We start from the raw sequence: 17214 nt of genomic DNA, 5'->3' as shown, positions 1-17214 counted from the left end.
GGTGGGCGGGTTACCAGTGGGTCAGGCGGGTGGCCAGGACCGTGAGGGCTGCCACGCCTGCCGTGGACGTGCGCAGGACGGACGGGCCCAGGCGGACCGTACGGGCACCCGCCTCGGCGAACGCGGCCAGCTCGTGATCGGCGATGCCGCCCTCCGGGCCGACCACCAGGACTATCTCGCCGGCCGCCGGCAGGTCGACGGTGGTCAGCCGGTCCTGCGCGCCCTCGTGCAGCACGTACGCGCCGGCCGCCCCGGCGATCCGGCGGGCCACCGAGACGGTGGACTCGTCCGGCGCGCCGGCCACCACCGGCAGCCACGGGCGGCGGGCCTGCTTGGCCGCCTCCCGGGCGGTGGCGACCCACTTCTGCCGGGCCCGTTCGCCCCGCTCGCCGCGCCACTGCGCCACCGAGCGGGACGCCGCCCAGGGCACGATCTCGTCCACCCCGACCTCGGTCATCGCCTGCACGGCGAGTTCACCCCGGTCGCCCTTGGCGATGCCCTGCACCACGACCAGCCGGGGCACCGGCGCGTCCGCGTACCCCCGGCTGGTGAGCCGCAGGTCGAGCGTGCCGCGGCCGACGGCGGTGACCACCGCGGCGGCGGTGCCGCCCCGGCCGTCGGCGAGCACCAGTTCCTCGCCGACGCGCAGCCGCTGCACGGTGGCCGCGTGGTGGCCCTCCGGGCCGTCCAGCGTCAGCGTGTCACCGGTGGGCAGCGCGTCGACCAGGAACAGCGGCGCGGACACCTCAGGCGTGCCCGTTGAAGGCGTCGCGCATCCGGGAGAAGAAGCCGCCCTGCTTGGTCAGCTCGGCGACCTCCTCGCCGCGCGTCTTGGCGAAGTCGCGCAGCATCCGCTCCTGGTCGGCGTCGAGCTTGGTCGGGGTACGCACGTCCAGGTGCACGTAGAGGTCACCCCGGCCGGTGCCGCGCAGGTGCGGTACGCCCCGGGCGCGCAGCCGCAGCGTGCTGCCGGGCTGGGTGCCGGGCTTGACGTCGACCGTCTCCTCGCTGTCCAGCGTCTTGATGGTCAGCCGGGTACCGAGCGCGGCGGCGGTCATCGGCACCGTCACCCGGCAGTGCAGGTCGTCGCCCTTGCGGGAGTAGACGTCGTGCGGCCGCTCGTGGATCTCGACGTAGAGGTCGCCGGCGGTGCCGCCGCCCGGGCCGACCTCGCCCTGCTGGGCCAGGCGGATCCGCATGCCGTCCTCGACCCCGGCCGGGATCTTGACGGTCAGCGAACGGCGGGTACGCACCCGGCCGTCGCCGGCGCAGGTCGGGCAGGGGTGCGGGATGGTGGTGCCGTAGCCCTGGCAGACGGTGCACGGCCGGGCCGAGACCACCTGACCGAGGAAGGTCCGCTGCACCGACTGCACCTCGCCGCGGCCGCCGCACGCCTCGCAGGTGGCCAGGTGGGTGCCGGCGGCGGTGCCGGCGCCGGAGCAGGTGGTGCAGAGCACCGCGGTGTCGACGGTGATCGGCGCCTCGACGCCGAACGCGGTCTCGTTGAGGTCCAGTTCCAGGCGCAGGATCGCGTCCGCGCCGGGGCGGGTACGCGGACGCGGGCCCCGGCTGCCGCCCGCGGCGCCGCCGAAGAACGCGTCCATGATGTCCTGGAAGCCGACGAACGGACCGGCGCCGCCCGGGCCGCCGGGACCGCCCGCGCCACCGCCGCCCGGGGCGAGCGGGTCGCCGCCCAGGTCGACGATCTGCCGCTTCCGGTCGTCCGAGAGGACCTCGTACGCGGCGTTGATGTCCTTGAACTTCTCCTGGGCCTCCGGGTCCGGATTGACGTCCGGGTGGAACTGCCGCGCCAGCTTGCGGTAGGCGCGCTTGATCTCGTCGTCGGAGGCGTCCCGGCTCACGCCGAGAATGCCGTAGTAGTCCCTGGCCACTGCGTTAGGTGTCCTCATGTTCGTCTCGCGTCGCTCCGGTCGTCGGCCGGAACCGGCCGTCGGCCCTGACTGGTCAGTTCTGGGCCAGCAGTTCGCCCACGTAGCGTGCCACGGCCCTCACCATGGCGATATTGCCGGGGTAGTCCATCCGGGTCGGCCCGAGCACGCCGAGTCCGCCGACGATCGTGCTGCCCGGTCCGTAGCCGGTGCTGACCACCGAGGCGGCCCGCAGGTTGTCGTATTCGTTCTCGTCGCCGATGAGCACCCGGGTGGTGCTCGGCTCGGTCTCGCCGATCAGCTTGAGCAGCACGACCTCTTCTTCGAGCGCCTCCAGGATGGGCCGCAGCGAACCCTGGAAGTCGAGCAGGCCACCCCGGGTGAGGTTGGCCTGGCCGGCCAGCGCGAGGCGCTCCTCGTGCCGTTCCACGAGCGTCTCCAGCAGCACGGTGGAGAGCGTGGTCATGGCCGGGCGCAGATGCGGCGCCGACTCGTCGACGAGCGCCTGCACCAGCGGCGGCGTCTCGGCGAGCTGGCTGCCGACGAGCTTCTCGTTCACCAGCCGGCGCAGGTCGGTCACGTCGTCGGCGGGCACAGGGGCGGGCAGCTCCACCAGCCGCTGCTCGACCCGGCCGGTGTCGGCGATCATGACGACCATCAGCCGGGTGGTGGAGATCGGCACCAGCTCCAGGTGGCGCACCTTGGAGCGGGCCAGGCTCGGGTACTGCACCACGGCGACCTGCCGGGTGAGCTGGGCGAGCAGCCGGACCGTACGGTGCACCACGTCGTCCAGGTCGACGGCGCCGACCAGGAAGCGTTCGATCGCCCGGCGCTCGGCCGGGCTGAGCGGCTTGACCCGGGAGAGCCGGTCGACGAAGAGGCGGTAGCCGCGGTCGGTGGGCACCCGGCCGGCGCTGGTGTGCGGCTGCCGGATGTAGCCCTCCTCCTCCAGCACCGCCATGTCGTTGCGCACCGTGGCCGGCGAGACGCCGAGCTGGTGCCGCTCGACCAGGGCCTTGCTGCCGACCGGCTCCTGCGTGGCGACGTAGTCCTCGACGATGGCGCGCAGCACGGCGAGTTTGCGGTCGTCGAGACCCATTCCCCACCTCCTGACGCACCTCGGTCCGGCCGGCGCGCGGCATCCGCCGGGCGGCTGGCACTCGACTGTAGCGAGTGCCAGTCTACGTCGGCACCCCCGCCGATGCGATGATCGCCTGACGGACCTGCGGTGCGGCCCGCCACACAGCACCGCCCACCAGGGCCGAAAAGCTGGTCATCGTCGGTCTGTGTCGCTCTGGTGCGGGTTGCCCGGTGCACCTACCGTGGCGACCATGACAGAACCTCCTCGCCCTCCCGGGGCAGGGGACTCCGGCCCCCAGCCCGACCCGTCGGCGCCCTACGGCTCGCCGGCCGGTGAACCGCCCACCGCTCCACTGTCCGGCGCGCCGGGCGCGGGCGGCTATCCCCCGCCCGGTGACTATCCGCCCCCGGGTGGCTACCCGCCTCCGGGCGGCCAACCTCCGCCGGGCGACTACCCGCCCCCGGGCGGCTACCCTCCGCCGGGCGGCACGCCCGGCTACGGCGCCGGCTACCCCGCCGGTGGCGGATACGGCCCCGCCGCGTACGCAAACAACGACGAGAAGACCTGGGCGCTGGTGTCGCACTTCGGTGGCGCCGTGGGCGTCATCGTCGGCGGCGGCCTGCTCGGCTGGGTCGCTCCGCTCATCGCGCTGATGAGCCGGGGCCAGCAGTCGCCGACGGTCCGCGCGCACGCCGTCGCGGCGCTGAACTTCCAGATCACCTGGGCCATCGCCGGCGTGCTCGCCTGGGTGATCACGATCATCACCTGCGGGATCCTGTTCTTCGTCCCGATGCTGGTCTGGCTGGTGCCGCTGATCTTCGGGATCATCGGCGGGGTCAAGGCCAACGACGGCGTGCTCTACCGCTACCCGATGAGCTACAGCTTCACCAAGTGACGCCGCCGGCCGGCCGAGGGGGCGGCCGGCCGGCCCCGGTCACGGCAGCAGGTCGCGTACCACCGCGTCGGCCAGCAGCCGGCCGCGCAGCGTCAGCACCACCAGCCCCCGCGCGTACGCCCCGGCGTCGAGCAGTCCGGCGTCCCGGGCCCGCTCGGCGCCCGCCCGGCCGGCGGCGTCCAGCACGTCCAGCGGCAGGCCGGAGGCGAGCCGCACCCGCAGCATCACGTCCTCCATGTGCTGCTCGTCAGCGGTGAGCTGTTCCCGGGCCAGCGCGGGCGAGGCGCCCTCGGCCAGCCGCGCCGCGTACGCGCTCGGGTGCTTGACGTTCCACCAGCGCACGCCGCCGACGTGGCTGTGCGCTCCCGGGCCCAGGCCCCACCAGTCGGCGCCGGCCCAGTAGAGCAGGTTGTGCCGGCACCGGGCCGCCGCCGAGCGGGCCCAGTTCGACACCTCGTACCAGGAGAATCCGGCCTCGCCGAGCGCGGCCTCCGCGGCCAGGTAGCGGTCCGCCGCCACGTCGTCGGAGGGGTACGGCAGCTCGCCGCGGCGCATCCGCGCGGCCAGCCGGGTGCCGTCCTCCACGATCAGGGCGTACGCGCTGACGTGGTCCACGCCCGCGTCGACCACCTGGGCCAGCGAGGCGGCGAAGTCCTCGGCCGTCTCGCCCGGCGTGCCGTAGATCAGGTCCAGGTTCACGTGCTCGAACCCGGCGTCGCGTGCCTCCAGCGCGGCGGCGGTGGCCCGGCCCGCGCTGTGCCGCCGGTCGAGCACCGCGAGCACGCCCGGCGCGGCGGACTGCATGCCCAGCGAGATCCGGGTGTACCCGGCCGCCCGCAGCGTCTTGAGCGACTCCGGGCTCACCGACTCGGGGTTGGCCTCGGTGGTCACCTCGGCGTCGGCGGCCAGCCCCCAGACGCGGTCGATGCCGTCGAGGATCCGGGCCAGGTCGTCGGCGGGCAGCAGGGTGGGCGTGCCGCCGCCGACGAAGACGGTGTCGACCCGGGGCGGCGGCGAGTCGCCCAGCACCCGGGCGGCCAGCTCCAGCTCGGCCAGCACGGAGTCGGCGTACGCCTCCCGGCTCGCCCCGCCGCCCAGCTCCGACGCGGTGTACGTGTTGAAGTCGCAGTAACCGCACCGGCTGGCGCAGAACGGCACGTGGACGTACACGCCGAAGCCGCGCGCGCCGACGGCGCGAGTGGCGGTGGCGGGCAGCGATCCGTCGCGCGGGACGGGTTCGCCTTCTGGAAGGACGCCGGGCATGGCCACTAGTGTGCCCGGCATGACCTCTCCGGACGCTCTCGTGCGAGTCGCCACGGCCCGTGGGGTGACCACCCTCACCCTGGACAGCCCGCACAATCGCAACGCGCTCTCCACGCCCCTGATGACCGAGCTGCTGGCCGGGCTGGCCGGCGCGGTCGCCGACGACGCGGTACGCGCGATCGTGCTCGACCACACCGGCCCCGTCTTCTGCTCCGGCGCCGACCTGAAGGAGACAGCCGCCGCGTACGCCAGCGGGACGGTGCCCGCCGGGATGCTCGGCGACGTGCTCGTCGCGGTGCGCGAGTGCCCGAAGCCGGTGGTGGCGAAGGTGGCCGGGCCGGCCCGGGCCGGCGGGCTGGGCCTGATCGCCGCCGCCGACCTGGCGGTCTGCGCTCAGGAGGCGACGTTCGCGTTCACCGAGGTGCGGATCGGGGTGATCCCGGCGGTGATCTCGGCGACCGTGCTGCCCCGGCTGGGTCAGCGGGCCGCCGCCGAGCTGTACCTGACCGGCGACACGTTCGACGGCCGCCGGGCCGCCGAGATCGGCCTGGTCACCGCCGCGGTGCCGGGCGACGAGCTGGACGCCGCCGTCGAGCGCTACTGCGCCTCGCTGGTCAAGGGCGCCCCCGGCGCGCTGGCCGGGGCGAAGGAGCTGCTGCGCCGGCCCGCCGGGCCGGACCTGCGGGCCGACATCGCCGAGTTGGCCGCGCTGTCGACCGGGTACTTCCTCTCCGACGAGGGGCGCGAGGGCGTGATGGCGTTCCGGGAGAAGCGTCCCGCCGCCTGGGTACCCGCCGAAGACTGAGGTTCGCGGCGGGCCCCGCGTGAGCCACTGCGGCCGACGTGGGGCCCGCCGGTCGGCCGAGAGCCGCCGTGGCGGGTGGGACGTACGCTTGTCGGACTGTCGGGACAGGGGGTGCGGGTGCGGACGCGAGCGGCGATCGTGGCATCTGGGGTGGCGGTGTGCGTGCTGGCACTGCTCGCGGTCTACGTCGTCACCAAGCAGTTCGGCGAGCACCTGCGGCTGCCCCTGGCCAGCCGGACCTGCACCGTGAAGGCGGACGGCGAGGTGGTGCTCGGCGCCGACCAGATGGCGAACGCGGCCACCATCGCGGCCATCGGGATGCAGCGCCGGATGCCCGAGCGGGCGGTGGTGGTGGCGCTGGCGACCGCGTACCAGGAGTCGCACCTGCGCAACATCGCCCACGGCGACCGCGACTCGCTCGGCCTGTTCCAGCAGCGCCCGAGCCAGGGCTGGGGCACCCCGGAGGAGATCCAGGACCCGCGGTACGCGGCGAACAAGTTCTACGCCGCGCTGAAGAAGGTCAAGGGCTGGGAGCGGATGCGGATCACCGACGCCGCCCAGCGGGTGCAGCGCTCGGCGTTCCCCGAGGCGTACCAGAAGTGGGCGGACGAGTCGGAGGTCCTCACCCGCGCGTTGCTCGGCCACGCGACCGGCGCGGTGGCCTGCACCGTCGGGTCGCCGCCGACGATGCGCGGCCCGGCCGCCGCCAGCGCCGTGCTGGAGAGCCTGTCGCTGGACTGGGGGCTGCCCCGGCTGGCCACGGCGACCGACCTGACCGCGCTCACCGTGCCGGCCGGCGACGACCGCAACGGCTGGCGGTACGCGCACTGGCTCGTCTCGCACGCCGACGACCACGGCGTGAAGAAGGTCCGCTTCGGCAACCTGGAGTGGACCGCCGAGCAGGGCTCCTGGGCCCGGGTGAAGGGCGATCCGACCACCGAGGTGCGCGCCGAGGTGTTCGCCGCGGCCTGACCGGCGCCGCCGGGTCAGCCCTTGACCGCTCCCGCCACCAGGCCGGAGACCATCCGGCGCTGCACCAGCAGGAAGAAGACGATCACCGGCAGGGTGAACAGCGTGGACGCGGCCATGACCGAGCCCCAGGCGGTGTCGTCCCGGCCGAAGAAGAACGTCATCGCGACCGGCAGCGTGTACTTCTGCTGGTCGTTGATGAACGTCAGCGCGAAGATCAGCTCGTTCCACGCGGTGATGAACGAGAAGATGCTGGTGGCGACCAGGCCGGGCGCGACGAGTGGGAACAGCACCTTGCGGAACGTCTGGGCCCGGCTGGCGCCGTCGATGGCGGCGGCCTCCTCCAGTTCCTTGGGCACCGCGGCGACGAAGCCGCGCAGCATCCAGACCGCGAACGGCAGCGAGAAACCGAGGTACGTGAGGATCAGGCTGGGCAGCGTGTTGTAGAGGCCGAGCCGCTGGATCATCAGGAACAGCGGGATGACCAGCGCCTCCAGCGGGATCATCTGCACCACCAGCAGCATGATCAGGAACGTGGTGCGCAGCTTGAACCGGAACCGGGCCACGGCGGTCGCGGCGAGCAGCGCGACCAGCCCGCTCAGCAGCACCGTCGCCAGCGCGACGAGCGCGCTGTTGAGGAAGAAGTCGGCGAACGTGACGCCCGGGATCAGGTTGCCGGTGAGGATCTCCCGGTAGTGCTCCAGCGTCGGCTCCGCCGGCACCGGCCGGGGGGTGGACGAGAAGATCTCCCGGTTGGGCTTCAGCGAGGTCGCCACCATCCAGTAGACCGGGAACGCGGCGAAGAGCGCGACCAGCAGGCCCGCGCCGTTGAGGGCGATCTTCTTCATCATTCGTCCTCCTGCCGCAGCACCATGCGGACGTACAGGGCGGTCACCACGAGCAGGATCACGGTGAGGATGACGGCGATGGCGGAGCCGAGGCCGTACTTGGGCGGCGGCGAGAACGCCTCCGCGTACGAGTAGATCGACAGCATGAACGTGGACCGGTCCTGGGTACCGCCGGCCAGCACGAACTGCTGGGTGAAGACCTTGAAGTCCCAGATCGTGGAGAGCACCACGAGGATGCCGAAGACCGGCCGCAGCACGGGGAACGTGACCGACCAGAACACCTTCCACGGCCCGGCGCCGTCGACGCGGGCCGCCTCCTGCAACTCCGTCGGCACGCTCTTGAGCCCGGCCAGGACGCTCACCGCGATGAACGGGAACGAGTGCCAGACCACCACGAGCGTCAGGATGGCGAAGAACAGCAGCGGGTCGTTGAACCAGCCGTACCCGGTCCAGTCGCTGCGCCCGAACAGCGCCGTGGACAGCCCGTCCGGGAGCTTGTTGAACAGCCAGGTGACCAGGCCGCTGGTGTCGTCGAAGATCCACTTCCAGACGATCGTGCCGGTCAGCGCCGGGGTGGCCCAGGCGAGCATCACGCAGCTCGCCACGAACGTGGCCATCTTCTTGCCCAGGCGGTTGAGCAGCAGCCCGACCAGGGTGCCGAGGATCATCGTGAGCGCCACGTTGGCGAGCGCGAACAGCACGGTGTTGCGCAGCACCGTACGGAAGAACGGGTCGCCGAGGATCTGCGCGTAGTTGGCCAGGCCGACCCACGGCCACTCGCGGTCGCCGCGTAGCTGCCGGACGCTGTCCAGCTTGTGGAAGGACATCCACACGACCTGGCCGAGCGGCCAGAGCAGCAACACGGCGATGATCGCCAGGCAGGGCAGCAGGAGCAGGTACGGAAGGTGGTCCACCCGGCGACGGCGCCGCCGCGCGGGGGTCTCCCGCGCGGCGGCCTCGCCGGTGGCCTCGGTCAGCGTGGTCACTTGGCGTTGAGGATGCTTTCCATCTCGGTGGCCGCGTCGGCGGTGGCCTTCTCGACCGTCTTCTGGCCCTTGATGACCGAGCTGTTCATCGCCTGGGTCACCGTCTTGGTGCGGCTGACCTCGACCCACTTCGGGGTGAGCGGGGTCAGCTTGGTGTTCTGGATGGCGGTGGCGAACGCGGCCATCACCTTGTCGTTGGCGTAGTCGCCGCTGCTGACCAGGTCCTGGTAGACCGGGAAGAAGCCGAGGCTGCTGGCGAACTCCTTGTCCTTCTGCTTGCTCAGCAGCACGGTCATGTAGTCCCAGGCCAGCGCCTGTCGCTCGCTGTCCTTCCAGATGGCGATGTCGGAGCCGCCGGCGAACGCCGGGGCGGGCTTGCCGTCCGGGCCGGGGATCGGGAACGTGCCCCACACCTTCTCGATGTCGGGGTTGTCCTTCTTCATCGCGCCGCCCTGCCAGCTACCGGCGAACGCCATGGCGGCCTTGCCGGTGGCGAACTGGGTGCGGGCGTCGACCTCGTTCCACCCGGCCGCGGCCGGCGGGGCGACCTTGTGCACGGTCACCAGGTCGGTCCAGAACTTGACCGCCTTCTGCGCCTCGGGGGTGTTGTACCCGGACTTCCAGCTGTCGCCCTCCTTGGTGGCGATCTCCCCGCCGGCACCCCAGAGGAAGGAGTAGAACGGCAGCTCGGAGTTGCCGGGCAGGGCGATGCCGTAGGTGCCCGGCTTCTTGGCCTGCACGGCCTTCGCGGCGGCGACCATCTCGTCCCAGTTCGTCGGCGGCTTCACGCCGGCCTCGGCGAACCAGTCGGTGCGGTAGTAGACGGCGCGCACGCCGGCGTACCACGGCACGCCGTACTGCTTGCCGTCGAGCTGGGCGTTCTTGACCAGGTCGGGCAGGATGTCCTTGCCCTCGGACCAGCCGTTGAACTTGTCCGAGACGTCGGCCAGGGCCTCCTGCGCGGCCCAGCCCTGGGTCTCGGTGTTGCCCAGCTCGGTGACGTCCGGGCCCTCGCCACCGGCGAGCGCGGCCTGGAACTTCTTCGGCGCCTCGAGCCAGGGGATGTACTGCACCACGACGTCGGTCTCGGGGTGCTTCTTCTTGAACTCCGCCTCGACGCTGTCGAGGAACTTGGTCTGGGCGTCGCCGCCCTCACCCATCATCCACACAGTGAGCTTGCTGTTGTCGGCGGCCTTGTCGTCGTCGCCGGAGCCACCGCACGCGGTCAGCACCAACGCGGCCGACGCCACGATGGCGGTGACCGGAGCCAGCCGCTTCCACCTGTTCACGCCATATCTCCCTCAGGGCCGTTTGGCACTAACCTTCTCCGCCGCACCTTAGTAGGAAAATTTCCTTTACAACAGGGGGTGTTCGTGACGGAGGGCACAGGCGACCGTATCGCAGCCGGAGGCCCGGCCGACATCGATGCCGTCCGGGCAGTTCAGGGCCCACGTACGCCGACGGGCGCCCGGCCGGTGAGGCCGGGCGCCCGTCGAGGCGCGTGGTGCGGGGTCAGTAGCGCGAGACGCCGCGGCGACGGCCGACACCGGCCACCAGGGCCACGCCGATCGCGGCGAACAGCACCTGCAGCATCAGCTCGCGCCAGTCGATGCCGGCGGTCTCGGCGAAGCCGGAGGCCCGGGCCACGATCGTGCCCAGAAGCGCGGCGCCGACGCCGATCAGCATGTGCAGCCACATCGGCATGTTCTGCCGGCCCGGCACGACCAGCCGGCCCAGCGCGCCGACGATCAGACCAACGACCAGCGCCGTGATGATGCCCCAAACGGTGAGCTCCATGGTCGCCCTCCTCCTTAAGATCGGGTCACACTTTTTCGTGTGGTTACTGTCGTGATCGCTAAGTTCCCGACCGCCCGGAAATCCAAACCGACTCCGATGACGAATTGTTCAGATGTACTCTGACCTGCTACTTCTCGCCGAAACCCGGCGCGGCGGGCGGGCCCGGCGCACCGACGGGGTTCAATGCGCCGAATACGCCGACGGGCGCCCGGCCGGGTCGGCCGGGCGCCCGTCGAGGCGCGTGGTGCGTGAATCAGTAACGCGAGACGGCGCGGCGGCGGCCGACGCCGGCCACCAGGGCAACGGCGATGGCGGCGAGCACGACCTGCACGGCCAGCTCGGCCCAGTCGATGCCGGCGGTCTGCGTGGCGATGCCGAGCGCGCGGGCCAGGACGGTGCCCAGCAGCGCCGCGCCGACGCCGATCACCATGTGCAGCCACATCGGCATGTTCTGCCGGCCCGGCACGACCAGCCGGCCCAGCGCGCCGACGATCAGACCCACGACGAGCGCGGTGATGATGCCCCAGACGGTGAACTCCACGGTCGGTCCTCCTAAAAGCGATTTCGCACGTTCTGTGTGCGTTTGCTGTCGTGCCCGCTAAGTGCCCGACGCATCGAAAACCGAAACCGGCGGCATCGACCGCCGCTCCCCCGACCGGGACGAACCCGCAGGTGGGAGCGCTGCCAGAGGCTGAAAATTTCCTGGGTACGCGAACCGGCCGGCGCCCTGGGGACAGGACGCCGGCCGGTTCGTGGAGCCTGACCGTTACTTCTTGCCGGCGGGCTTGCCGTCGCCGGAGTCGGACGACAGCGCCGCGATGAACGCCTCCTGGGGGACCTCCACCCGGCCCACCATCTTCATCCGCTTCTTGCCCTCCTTCTGCTTCTCCAGCAGCTTGCGCTTCCGGCTGATGTCACCGCCGTAGCACTTGGCGAGCACGTCCTTGCGGATCGCGCGGATGGTCTCCCGGGCGATGACCCGGCTGCCGATGGCCGCCTGGATCGGCACCTCGAACTGCTGGCGCGGGATCAGCGAGCGCAGTTTCGCCGCGATCGTCGTGCCGTACGTGTACGCCTTGTCCTTGTGCACGATCGCGCTGAACGCGTCGACCGGCTCGCCGTGCAGCAGGATGTCGACCTTGACCAGGTCGGACGCCTGCTCGCCGGAGGGCTCGTAGTCCAGCGAGGCGTAACCCTTGGTGCGGCTCTTGAGCTGGTCGAAGAAGTCGAAGATGATCTCGGCCAGCGGCAGCGTGTAGCGCAGCTCCACCCGGTCGGCGGAGAGGTAGTCCATGCCGAGCAGGCTGCCCCGGCGGCCCTGGCACAGCTCCATCACCGCGCCGACGTAGTCGTTCGGGGTCAGCACCGTCGCCCGCACGGTCGGCTCGTACACCTCGGCGATCTTGCCGGTCGGGTACTCGCTCGGGTTGGTGACCACGATCTCCTCGCCGTCCTCCTGGATGGCCCGGTAGACCACGTTCGGAGCGGTGGAGATCAGGTCGAGGTTGAACTCCCGCTCCAGCCGCTCCCGGATGATCTCCAGGTGCAGCAGGCCGAGGAAGCCGCAACGGAAGCCGAAGCCCAGCGCGCCGGAGGTCTCCGGCTCGTACGTGAGCGCCGCGTCGTTGAGCTTGAGCTTGTCCAGCGCCTCGCGCAGGTTCGGGTAGTCCGAGCCGTCGATCGGATAGAGACCCGAGTAGACCATCGGCTTCGGGTCCTTGTAGCCGCCGAGCGCCTCCTTGGCCGGGTTGTTGTTGATGGTGACGGTGTCACCCACCCGGGACTGGCGCACGTCCTTCACGCCGGTGATCAGGTAACCCACCTCGCCGACGCCGAGCGCGTCGGCCTTCACCATCTCCGGCGAGATGACGCCGATCTCCAGCAGCTCGTGGACCGCGCCGGTGGACATCATCTTGATCCGGTCCCGGGCCGAGATCCGGCCGTCGATCACCCGGACGTACGTGACCACGCCCCGGTAGACGTCGTACACCGAGTCGAAGATCATCGCGCGGGCCGGAGCCTCGGCGTCACCCACCGGCGGCACGAACTGGCGGACGATCTCGTCCAGCAGGTAGGGCACGCCCTCGCCGGTCTTGCCGGAGACCTTGATGCAGTCCGCCGGGTCGCCGCCGATCAGGTGGGCCAGCTCCTCGGCGTACTTCTCCGGCTGGGCCGCCGGCAGGTCGATCTTGTTGAGCACCGGGATGATGTGCAGATCGTTCTCGAGCGCCAGGTAGAGGTTGGCCAGCGTCTGCGCCTCGATGCCCTGCGCGGCGTCGACGAGCAGGATCGCGCCCTCGCAGGCGGCAAGCGAACGGGACACCTCGTAGGTGAAGTCCACGTGGCCCGGGGTGTCGATCATGTTGAGCACGGCGGTCTCGCCGGCCCGGTCGCCCTCGCGGATCGTCCACGGCATCCGCACGGCCTGGCTCTTGATGGTGATGCCGCGCTCGCGCTCGATGTCCATCCGGTCCAGGTACTGCGCGCGCATCTGCCGCGGGTCGACCACACCGGTGAGCTGCAACATCCGGTCGGCCAGGGTCGACTTCCCGTGGTCGATGTGGGCGATGATGCAGAAGTTCCGGATGCGCGCCGGGTCGGTGGCACCAGGAGCGTTCGCGCCGGGATCGAGCGTCGGTGGCACAGCGGTCCGTTCTGGTCGGCTGACGTGAGCGGCCGGCGCGCCGCCGGCCCCCTCCATGGTCCCACGTCGCCCGGGGCGCGCCCGGACTCCCCCTTCACTCCACCGCTATTCCACGGGTGGCTCCGCTATTCCACGGGTGGCTCGACGAACAGGGCGGCCAGCCTCGGCAGGCGGCGGCGGGCCTCCTCCTCGTCGTCGAAGTCCCAGAAGTCGTTCAGGTCGGGCACCGGAACCGGTTCACGCTCGGCCGGCAGGTCGGACGCGGTGGCCTTCCGGTACGCGTCCCACGGCACCGCCAGCATCTCCTCGCACTCGAACTCCTCGCCGCTGAGCGCCGCGGCACGCACCTGCGGCAGCTCGGCCAGCGCGTCGGGGTCGCCGACCGCCCGCGCGAACACCGCCCGCCCCTGGGTCATCAGCCAGCCCCGGAAGTATTCGAAGCCGTCGTCCGAGGCGCCCCCGTTGATGAGGTAGGCCGCGCCCCAGAGGTCGACCTTGTAGGAGGCGGCGAGCACCCGCCGCTGGTGGTGGGCGTACCCGACGATCTCCTCCGGGTCGCGCTCGGCCAGCAGCGCGACCGCCCGGGCGGCCACCGCGTCGGGCTCTCCCCCGGCACCCGCGCGGGCGTCGTCGATCAACTGCCAGAACTCGTCGGTCCTCATGACGGGCAGTCTGGCAGAGCCCACCGACGCGCCGGTTCGCCGCGCGCCGCCGGTGCGGCAGCATGGAGCGGTGCGCGCGATCTCCCTACCGCCGGTTCCGTACGGGTCGACAGCCGTCCGGCCCGGCTGGGCCGACCTGCCCCCTGGGCTGCGGGACGCGCTGGCCGCCCGGATCGGCGGCGAACCGGCGGCGGTCCGGGTGACGGCCGGCGGGTTCACCAGCGGCTTCGCCGCCGTGCTGACCGGCCCCGCCGGGGAGCGCGTGTTCGTCAAGGCGGCGGCGCTGCACGGGCAACGGCACCTGGTCGACTGGTACGCCCACGAGGCGGCGATCCTTTCCCGGCTCCCGGCCGGCCTGCCGGTGCCCCGGCCGCGCTGGGCGCTCACCGAGTCCGGCTGGTACGCGCTCGCGCTCGACGCGATCGACGGGCACACCCCCCGGCTGCCCTGGGAGCCGGCCGAGCTGCACGCCGCCCTCGCCACGTACGCCGACGTCGCCGCCGCGCTCGCCGAACCGCCCGCGGAGCTGGCCGCGCTCCGGCTTCCCCGCCTCGCGGACCTGGCCCGCGACGACATCCTCTGGTGGGGCGAGGTGGCCGCCGGACGCGAGCCGCTGCCCGGGCCGGCGGCCGGTGCGCCGCTGGCCGAGCTGGTCGCGCTGGAGTCGCGCCTGCCCACGTACGCCGACGCCGCACCCGGGCTGGCCCACGGCGACCTGCGGGTGGACAACCTCCTGATCGACTCCGGCGGACGGGCCTGGCTGTGCGACTGGCCCTGGCTGTGCCACGGGCCGGCCTGGTTCGACCTGGCCGGGCTGCTGCTCACCGCGTACGCCAGCGGCCTGGACGCGGACGCCGCATTCGCGGGTCACCCGGCGGCAGCCGGGGCGCCCGCCGACGCGCTGGACGTGACGCTCGCCGCGCTGGCCGGGTACTTCCTGACCGGCGCCGAGGCCGGACCGTCCAACGCCTCCCCGCACCTGCGCGCCCACCAGCGCTGGAGCGGGGAGCAGGCACTCGGCTGGCTGGCCGAGCGCCAGGGCTGGTCCCGGGCACGCCCCACCCCTTCCCCTTCTTCCCCTTGATCCACACCAGTTCGGCGAGATGGCGGCATCCCACGGGCCCTGACCCCACCACCTCCCCGAAGTGGCGCGCCGCTCGGGGAGGTGGTGGGATCGGATGGGCCGGGAGAGGCGTTTTGGCTCGTACGGGGCCGACCTGGTAGCCTGGCTTTTCGCGCGGCGATGACGCATGCTCGTCGTGCGCGAAAGCAGACCAACCCGAGCTATCAAGACGAGGCTGTCGCGTGGCGAACATCAAGTCCCAGATCAAGCGCAACCGGCAGAACGAGAAGCGCCGGCTGCGTAACAAGTCGGTCAAGTCGTCGCTGAAGACCGCCATCCGGAAGTTCCACGAGGCTGCCGAGGCGGGCGACACCGAGAAGGCCACCGTGCTCATGCGTGAGGCCACCCGCAAGCTGGACAAGGCTGCCAGCAAGGGTGTCATCCACTCGAACCAGGCGGCCAACCGGAAGTCGGCGATCGCCAAGCGCGTCGCCTCGTTCTCTGCCTGACCAGCGCTACAGACCCACCGGAAGCCCCGGGGCCATTGTGCCCGCGGGGCTTCCGCCTGTCCGCACTCCCCCGCAGCGCTGCGCGCTGAGGGACGGCTCGGCGATCTTGGAGCATTTCGGCCCCTATAGGGGCCCTTTCGTACCAAGATCTGCGGCGTGATCGGTGCCCGCCGCGGCCGAGGTGAGCCGGGGGTCGGCGCACACCGGGGACGCCGTGGTCACCGCTCGCCGGGGCGGTCGAACGTCGAGCGTCGCGGATGGTGGTAGCGGATGCCCCGAGGGTCGGCAACCGGCGTCGGACCGCCCGGCAACGACCGCCCGCTCGCCGGCGTCGCGCCGCCTGACAACGCGCGGGCGCTCGCCGATGTCGGTGCGCCCGGCAGCGCGCGGGCGCCGGTGGGCACCCGGGCCCGCCCGATCACCGGCTCCATCTGCCGGCGGAAGCGGTCCCGCTCCTGCTCGGGCACCTGCGCGGCGGTGCGGACGACCATCTCGGCCACCACGTCGTTGAGCTTGACCATCGCGGCCACCGCGACCGGCAGCACCAGCACCGCCCACCAGCTCACCAGTTCGGCGAGCGCGAGCAGCACGGCCAGCGCCACCGCGCCCTCGAAGAAGAGGAAGCAGAGCACCCCACCCGGGTTGACGAAGCGCAGTCCCAGCACCCGGGCGTAGAGCGGGCGGTACCGCTCCTCGTCCGTGGCCACCGTCGACCACGCTCGGGTCACCGGGCGCCGCCCTGCCGGGCCGCCGCCACCGAGAAAACGGCCCGCTCCAGCGCGTACGCCCGGTCGTCGGCGCCGCCCTTGACGGCCGCGTTGCACTCGGCGGCCACCCGCATCGCCTCGACCAGGCCCTCGGGCGTCCAGCCCCGGGCACGCACCTGGGCCTTCTCGATCTTCCAGGCCGGCATGCCGAGCGTCTTGGCCAGCTGGAACGCATTACCCCGGCCGGCGGCGGCGACCCGGGCCACGGTTCGTACGCCGTCGGCCAGCGCGTCGGCGATCGGCACCGGGTCGACGCCGACGTGCAGCGCCCACCGCAGCGCCTCCAACGCGCCGGGCACGTCACCCACCATCGTCGCGTCGGCGACGGTGAAGCCGGTCACCTCGGCCCGTCCCCGGTAGTACCGGGCGACCGTGTCCGCGCCGATCCGCCCGTCGGTGTCGGCGACCAGCTGCGAGCAGGCGGCGGCCAGCTCACGCATGTCGTTGCCGACGGCCGCGACCAGGGCGTCGGCCGCGTCGGGCGTGCACTTGCCGCCGATGCGGCGGATCTCGTCCCGCACGAACGCGGCCCGCTCCCGGTCCCCCTTGAGCTTCACCGCCGGCACCATAGCGGCACCGGCCGCCCGCAGGCCGTCGGCGAACGCCTTGCCCTTGGCCCCGCCCAGGTGCAGCACGACGAGCTGCACGTCCGGGTCGGGATTCTTCGCGTACGCGAGCAGCGCGGTCGACAGGTCCTTGCGGGCGTCCTGACCGGAGCGGAGCACGAGCACCCGGCGACCGCCGAACAGCGACGGGCTCAGCATCTCGGCGATCTCGCCGACGGTGAGCGTGCCGGCCTGGTATTCCCGCACGTCCACGTCGGGGTCGACCTCGCGGGCCCGGGCGACGGCTTCGGTGACCGCTCGCGTGGCGAGCAGCTCCTCGTCGCCGAGGACGAGCACAATAGGAGGCAGGTCGGCGGGGGTCACGTCGCCCATACTCGCACGCCCTCCGACCCGGCCGGGCCTGCTCATCGGGGACTGTGACGGCGCAGCCCGCACACAGCGCAAATCCAGACATTTGCCTTGATCCCCTA

Annotated in this window: 18 protein-coding genes; 5 read left to right on the top strand and 13 right to left on the bottom strand. The window is 72.1% G+C overall.

Features of this window, described 5'->3' with window-relative positions:
• Positions 1-10 precede the first annotated feature (10 nt).
• The 3 genes from EAD96_RS05315 to hrcA form a co-directional block, all read right to left on the bottom strand.
• Entirely contained in the window at positions 11-745 is a 735-nt protein-coding gene (locus EAD96_RS05315; RefSeq protein WP_121683479.1) for a 16S rRNA (uracil(1498)-N(3))-methyltransferase, read from the bottom strand.
• 1 nt (position 746) lies between these two features.
• A complete protein-coding gene (dnaJ, locus tag EAD96_RS05310; RefSeq protein WP_176710436.1) occupies positions 747-1892 on the bottom strand; it encodes a molecular chaperone DnaJ in 1146 nt (381 codons plus the stop codon).
• 73 nt (positions 1893-1965) lie between these two features.
• Positions 1966-2988, bottom strand: coding sequence for a heat-inducible transcriptional repressor HrcA (gene hrcA / locus EAD96_RS05305; RefSeq protein WP_091572036.1), 1023 nt, complete (start codon positions 2986-2988; stop codon positions 1966-1968).
• A gap of 232 nt (positions 2989-3220) precedes the next feature.
• On the opposite strand from hrcA, the gene EAD96_RS05300 reads away from it, so the two are divergent.
• A complete protein-coding gene (locus tag EAD96_RS05300; protein WP_120573625.1) occupies positions 3221-3865 on the top strand; it encodes a DUF4870 domain-containing protein in 645 nt (214 codons plus the stop codon).
• 39 nt (positions 3866-3904) lie between these two features.
• Here EAD96_RS05300 and hemW read toward each other — a convergent pair whose 3' ends face one another.
• Positions 3905-5128, bottom strand: a complete 1224-nt coding sequence (hemW, locus tag EAD96_RS05295) for a radical SAM family heme chaperone HemW (protein ID WP_199733073.1) — start codon at positions 5126-5128, stop codon at positions 3905-3907.
• 19 nt (positions 5129-5147) lie between these two features.
• On the opposite strand from hemW, the gene EAD96_RS05290 reads away from it, so the two are divergent.
• Together EAD96_RS05290 and EAD96_RS05285 are read left to right on the top strand one after the other, a co-directional pair.
• Complete coding sequence (locus EAD96_RS05290; RefSeq protein ID WP_121683483.1) at positions 5148-5933, top strand: enoyl-CoA hydratase-related protein; 786 nt, start codon at positions 5148-5150, stop codon at positions 5931-5933.
• 111 nt (positions 5934-6044) lie between these two features.
• Entirely contained in the window at positions 6045-6905 is an 861-nt protein-coding gene (locus tag EAD96_RS05285) for a hypothetical protein (RefSeq protein ID WP_199733070.1), read from the top strand.
• Positions 6906-6919: 14 nt separating this feature from the next.
• Here EAD96_RS05285 and EAD96_RS05280 read toward each other — a convergent pair whose 3' ends face one another.
• The 7 genes from EAD96_RS05280 to EAD96_RS05250 form a co-directional block, all read right to left on the bottom strand.
• Positions 6920-7753 carry a carbohydrate ABC transporter permease gene (locus tag EAD96_RS05280; RefSeq protein WP_013287980.1) on the bottom strand — a complete coding sequence of 278 codons (834 nt, stop codon included), beginning with the start codon at positions 7751-7753 and terminating at the stop codon, positions 6920-6922.
• Positions 7750-8736 (bottom strand): carbohydrate ABC transporter permease, encoded by a 987-nt coding sequence (locus EAD96_RS05275; RefSeq protein WP_013287981.1) that lies wholly within the window; start codon positions 8734-8736, stop codon positions 7750-7752. Before EAD96_RS05275 ends, EAD96_RS05280 begins: the two co-directional genes overlap by 4 nt.
• The gene (locus EAD96_RS05270) at positions 8733-10025 is read right to left on the bottom strand and encodes a sugar ABC transporter substrate-binding protein (protein WP_121683477.1); all 1293 of its coding nucleotides are present in this window, start codon (positions 10023-10025) and stop codon (positions 8733-8735) included. The genes EAD96_RS05275 and EAD96_RS05270 overlap by 4 nt, the downstream gene beginning before the upstream one ends.
• A 223-nt stretch (positions 10026-10248) precedes the next feature.
• A complete protein-coding gene (locus EAD96_RS05265) occupies positions 10249-10533 on the bottom strand; it encodes a GlsB/YeaQ/YmgE family stress response membrane protein (protein WP_030503112.1) in 285 nt (94 codons plus the stop codon).
• A gap of 253 nt (positions 10534-10786) precedes the next feature.
• Positions 10787-11074, bottom strand: a complete 288-nt coding sequence (locus EAD96_RS05260) for a GlsB/YeaQ/YmgE family stress response membrane protein (protein ID WP_120568501.1) — start codon at positions 11072-11074, stop codon at positions 10787-10789.
• Positions 11075-11299: 225 nt separating this feature from the next.
• Positions 11300-13177: a translation elongation factor 4 gene (gene lepA / locus EAD96_RS05255; RefSeq protein WP_120568500.1), complete on the bottom strand. Its 1878-nt coding sequence runs from the start codon at positions 13175-13177 to the stop codon at positions 11300-11302.
• A gap of 125 nt (positions 13178-13302) precedes the next feature.
• Complete coding sequence (locus tag EAD96_RS05250) at positions 13303-13839, bottom strand: DUF4240 domain-containing protein (protein ID WP_121683476.1); 537 nt, start codon at positions 13837-13839, stop codon at positions 13303-13305.
• On the opposite strand from EAD96_RS05250, the gene EAD96_RS05245 reads away from it, so the two are divergent.
• Complete coding sequence (locus EAD96_RS05245; RefSeq protein ID WP_233585462.1) at positions 13838-14923, top strand: phosphotransferase family protein; 1086 nt, start codon at positions 13838-13840, stop codon at positions 14921-14923. The two genes, EAD96_RS05250 and EAD96_RS05245, sit on opposite strands and share 2 nt — an antisense overlap.
• 221 nt (positions 14924-15144) lie before the next feature.
• Positions 15145-15411, top strand: coding sequence for a 30S ribosomal protein S20 (gene rpsT, locus EAD96_RS05240; RefSeq protein ID WP_013287988.1), 267 nt, complete (start codon positions 15145-15147; stop codon positions 15409-15411).
• A gap of 218 nt (positions 15412-15629) precedes the next feature.
• Here the strand turns inward: rpsT and EAD96_RS05235 are convergent, their stop codons facing one another.
• Both EAD96_RS05235 and holA read right to left on the bottom strand, forming a co-directional pair.
• Positions 15630-16139, bottom strand: a complete 510-nt coding sequence (locus EAD96_RS05235) for a hypothetical protein (RefSeq protein WP_121683474.1) — start codon at positions 16137-16139, stop codon at positions 15630-15632.
• A complete protein-coding gene (gene holA / locus EAD96_RS05230; RefSeq protein ID WP_121683473.1) occupies positions 16136-17116 on the bottom strand; it encodes a DNA polymerase III subunit delta in 981 nt (326 codons plus the stop codon). Before holA ends, EAD96_RS05235 begins: the two co-directional genes overlap by 4 nt.
• Positions 17117-17214 lie beyond the last annotated feature (98 nt).

Origin of the sequence: Micromonospora sp. BL1 (assembly GCF_003667485.1) — a bacterium.
Lineage (GTDB): Bacteria > Actinomycetota > Actinomycetes > Mycobacteriales > Micromonosporaceae > Micromonospora > Micromonospora tulbaghiae.
The sequence above is the reverse complement of the archived record's forward strand: the minus strand, read 5'-3'. Positions and strand labels throughout refer to the sequence as shown.

Bases quoted from the DNA above. Each gene is read 5' to 3' on its own strand.
- EAD96_RS05265 (WP_030503112.1), bottom strand. From the start codon at position 10,533: ATGGAGCTCACCGTTTGGGGCATCATCACGGCGCTGGTCGTTGGTCTG.
- EAD96_RS05290 (WP_121683483.1), top strand. From the start codon at position 5,148: ATGACCTCTCCGGACGCTCTCGTGCGAGTCGCCACGGCCCGTGGGGTG.
- hemW (WP_199733073.1), bottom strand. From the start codon at position 5,128: ATGCCCGGCGTCCTTCCAGAAGGCGAACCCGTCCCGCGCGACGGATCG.
- hrcA (WP_091572036.1), bottom strand. From the start codon at position 2,988: ATGGGTCTCGACGACCGCAAACTCGCCGTGCTGCGCGCCATCGTCGAG.
- EAD96_RS05280 (WP_013287980.1), bottom strand. From the start codon at position 7,753: ATGATGAAGAAGATCGCCCTCAACGGCGCGGGCCTGCTGGTCGCGCTC.
- holA (WP_121683473.1), bottom strand. From the start codon at position 17,116: ATGGGCGACGTGACCCCCGCCGACCTGCCTCCTATTGTGCTCGTCCTC.
- EAD96_RS05300 (WP_120573625.1), top strand. From the start codon at position 3,221: ATGACAGAACCTCCTCGCCCTCCCGGGGCAGGGGACTCCGGCCCCCAG.
- EAD96_RS05250 (WP_121683476.1), bottom strand. From the start codon at position 13,839: ATGAGGACCGACGAGTTCTGGCAGTTGATCGACGACGCCCGCGCGGGT.
- EAD96_RS05245 (WP_233585462.1), top strand. From the start codon at position 13,838: ATGACGGGCAGTCTGGCAGAGCCCACCGACGCGCCGGTTCGCCGCGCG.